1 protein-coding gene is annotated in these 3,492 nt (G+C 20.5%); it reads left to right on the top strand.

The window, feature by feature from the left end; genetic code table 11:
* A partial coding sequence (locus B0A58_RS16600; RefSeq protein ID WP_089081871.1) for an NACHT domain-containing protein occupies positions 1-3,492 on the top strand: 3,492 nt, incomplete at both ends.

Below are 3,492 nucleotides of genomic sequence, written 5' to 3'. Positions count from 1 at the left end.
CTATTAGATATAGACAATAATATTAAAGAATTATTCGCATTAAAACCTGAATTTTACAAAATAATTTATGAAGAAGTTTCTCCAAATATTCAAAATAAAGATGAAATAATTAATCAATTTAAAGAAATTATTTTTTCAACAAGAGTCCTACGAAAAATAATCTTAAAAGAGGAAGATAAAGAAAATTTCATTGGCAAAATAAATGTTCAACCATATACATATATTTCGAGAAAAATAATAGAAAATAGTATATCCAAATTTGAAGATTTATTTATAGATGAGCAACATATACTTTTAAAAGCTATTGAAAAAAATGACAAAATTTTACTTTTAGGCAATCCAGGAATTGGAAAAACTACAGAGTTAGAAAATCTTGCATTAAAATTATGGAAAGAAGGTGAAGTGGATTGTGGAATACCTATTTTTAAAAATTTGAAAAACTTCACTTCAAATCAACATATTGAAGATTATTTACCTGAAAGATGGAATGAAATTTTTAGTCCAATTTTAATTTTAGACGGACTTGATGAAATAAAAGAAATAAAAGATTTTAGTTATAAATTAAATCAATTTTTAATTAAAAATAAACAAATTAAACCAAAAATAGTTATAAGTTGCAGAACAAATATTTATTATAAAAATTTTATTGATTTAGAGAATTTTAAATTATATTATCTTGATTATTTAAACTATAATCAATCAAAAGAACTGCTTTTGGAAAAACATAAAATTAATTTATCTAATTATAGATTAAATAATTCTCAAACTGATTATATAAAATCACCTTTTTTCTTAAATTTATTTGCTGAATATATAAACAAAAATAATGAATTGCCCACTTCTAAAGTTCAAATGTGGCAAAACTATATTGATAAACAATTGGAAATATTTTATATAAAAATTAAATCTGAGAATCCTAAAAGAAAAATTCAAGAATATAAACCTTTAAAAACGGTTGCATTAATTTGCGAACTTATGCAACAAAATACAATTATTTATGACAATCTTTATACTCTAGGAGACAATTTCGTAAGTAATTTTGAAAGTTTACCATTTACAATAAATGAAAACGAAATCTATTTTTTTGAACATAAACAAATCCAAGAATATTTTACAGCTCTTTCACTTTCAAATAAAAATTTTGATGAAATTATTGAAATAATAACAATTCCAACCATTAATAAAATTCATCCTAGTTGGCATAATACTATAACGTTTTTGGTTGATTTATTGGACTATGGTGTTAAAAAACAATTGATTAATTGGCTTGTTCATAATGAAATAGAAATATTATTTCAAGTAGATAAATATAGTATTGAAGAGAGTTTTAAAGATGAATGTTTTCAAAAGTTTTTTAATATTCAATGTGTTGATAAAAAATTATGGATTAACACTAATATAGCAACTCGTATAAAAGAAATTGCCGATTTTGCATGCACTGTTGGAAATTATGATTTTCTTAAAGAAATTATTTTAAAAAATGACCATGAAAGAATAACAAGTTCAGCTTTGGAACTTCTTTCTAATTTTGATGTTGAAAGTATTGAAAAAGAAAATGAAATTAAAGAATTTTTACTTAAATTGTTAAATGACCGCAATTATTCAAAATTTCATCATGAATGTATTCAATGTTTAAAAAATTTAAGAATCGATAGTATAAATGAAGTACTATTGATTTTTAAAAATAATCATGACGAGAATATTACTCAATCAATATTAAATTATTTAACAAATTATCAAAACACCGATGCTTTTTTTGAATATTTACAATTACAATTTGAATATGATTGTGGTTTGAAAGATAGTCCTAATAGCAAAAGAAAAAATGATTCTGTTGGATATTACTTATTCATTTTAATTAATAATTTACAAGTTTCTAAAAATTATATTCAAATTATTAATCACTATTTTAGTGACACTATTCATATAAATTCTTTTGAATATAAACGAAAAGAAATTTTAGAAAAATGTTTGTATTTTTATAATAAAAATGCTCAATTTATTTTTGACTTACTGAATAAAGTTGATTTTAGCCGATATAATTATCTGTTAAATGACAAGTTGTATGATTTAATTTCTAGAATAAATGGTGATAAAGAAAATATTATAAAATTTTTACTCATTAAAATTGATTTTCAAAATATTAGCTATGATATTGCAGGTTTAATTTCAAAAAATGAATTTAATGCTATTATAACATATTTCAAAGAAAATGAAATTGAAAAAAATAAAATTGATTTTTTTAGAAATCAACTATTGAAAAGGCAAGGCATGAGCATTACTAATGAGTTTGAAATGGAATTAAGTACTGCAAATATTAATTTCACTAGACTTCCAAATGAGAATGAATTAAGATTAGGCTTAGAAAAAAGTAAGCAAAAACCACAGAACAATTTTGATAAATTATTTGAAAATGAAAATTTAATATTAGAAATTCAGACATATTTTTTCAATAATCACAATAGTATTAATAGAAGTGAATTAAATAAATTAAAATTTGATTGGTACGATGCAAATTTAACTGGAGAAATTCTAGACATATCTTATGTCATTCTTGAAAATATATTATATGATTTAACCGAAATTAAATTAGAAGATGTAAGAACTTGGTTAAATATTTTTGATAATAAATTAAATATAATTCAACACTATTTAGAAAATAAAGAAATTCAAGTAAATCCATTACAAACGGATATTATTAATAAATGGGTTAAAACATCTAGTTGTGAAATTGATTTTAACAATTTAATGATTTGTTCAAATTATTCATCATTTGATTTAACTAATGATTATAAAACATGGAAAAGAATCATGTTTTTTGTTCAAAAATTAGATATTAATGTGAATAAAGCATTTTTTCTTAATTCATTAAATGTTTATTATAATTCGTCTTTTGATGATGCTACCTTTTTCAAATATTTAGTTAATAAAATAGATGATATTGAAGCTGTAAAACATCAAATAATTGAAAACTTAAAAAAAACAATTTTATTTGATCCAATACTAAATCAACACATTGATTATATTCTTGATAACAAAATAAATGATGGTTATAAATTAGTTGATAAACATTTGAAAAACAATGATTTTAAATATAATATTAAACTTATTTTTGAAAAATATTATAATATTCCCTCTCAAAGTAAAAAAATCATAAAACTTATAAAATCCATTATAGAAGAGTTAGATAGTAATATTTATAAATATTGGGATTTGATTTCCTTTTTTGAAGAGCATAAAATTGAAAAAGAATACTGTATTACAAAAGCAAAATTATATCTAAAAAATCAAGAAATTAATGAGGATTTTATTCTTAATAGTCTAAGAATTTTATTTAATCATAATCAACTTATAGCTTTACAATATTATGTAAAAAACAAAGAAAATGTAGATTTATATAATGTTAATTTTAGTAATTACAATCAAATTGAAGACTATCATATAATTTTTGTATTATTTGAATATGTATATTTTACTAGTAAAATAAATAAG

Source organism: Flavobacterium branchiophilum NBRC 15030 = ATCC 35035 (assembly GCF_002217205.1).
GTDB classification, from domain to species: domain Bacteria; phylum Bacteroidota; class Bacteroidia; order Flavobacteriales; family Flavobacteriaceae; genus Flavobacterium; species Flavobacterium branchiophilum.
Note: the sequence above shows the minus strand (reverse complement) of the source record. Positions and strands in the feature narration are given on the sequence as shown.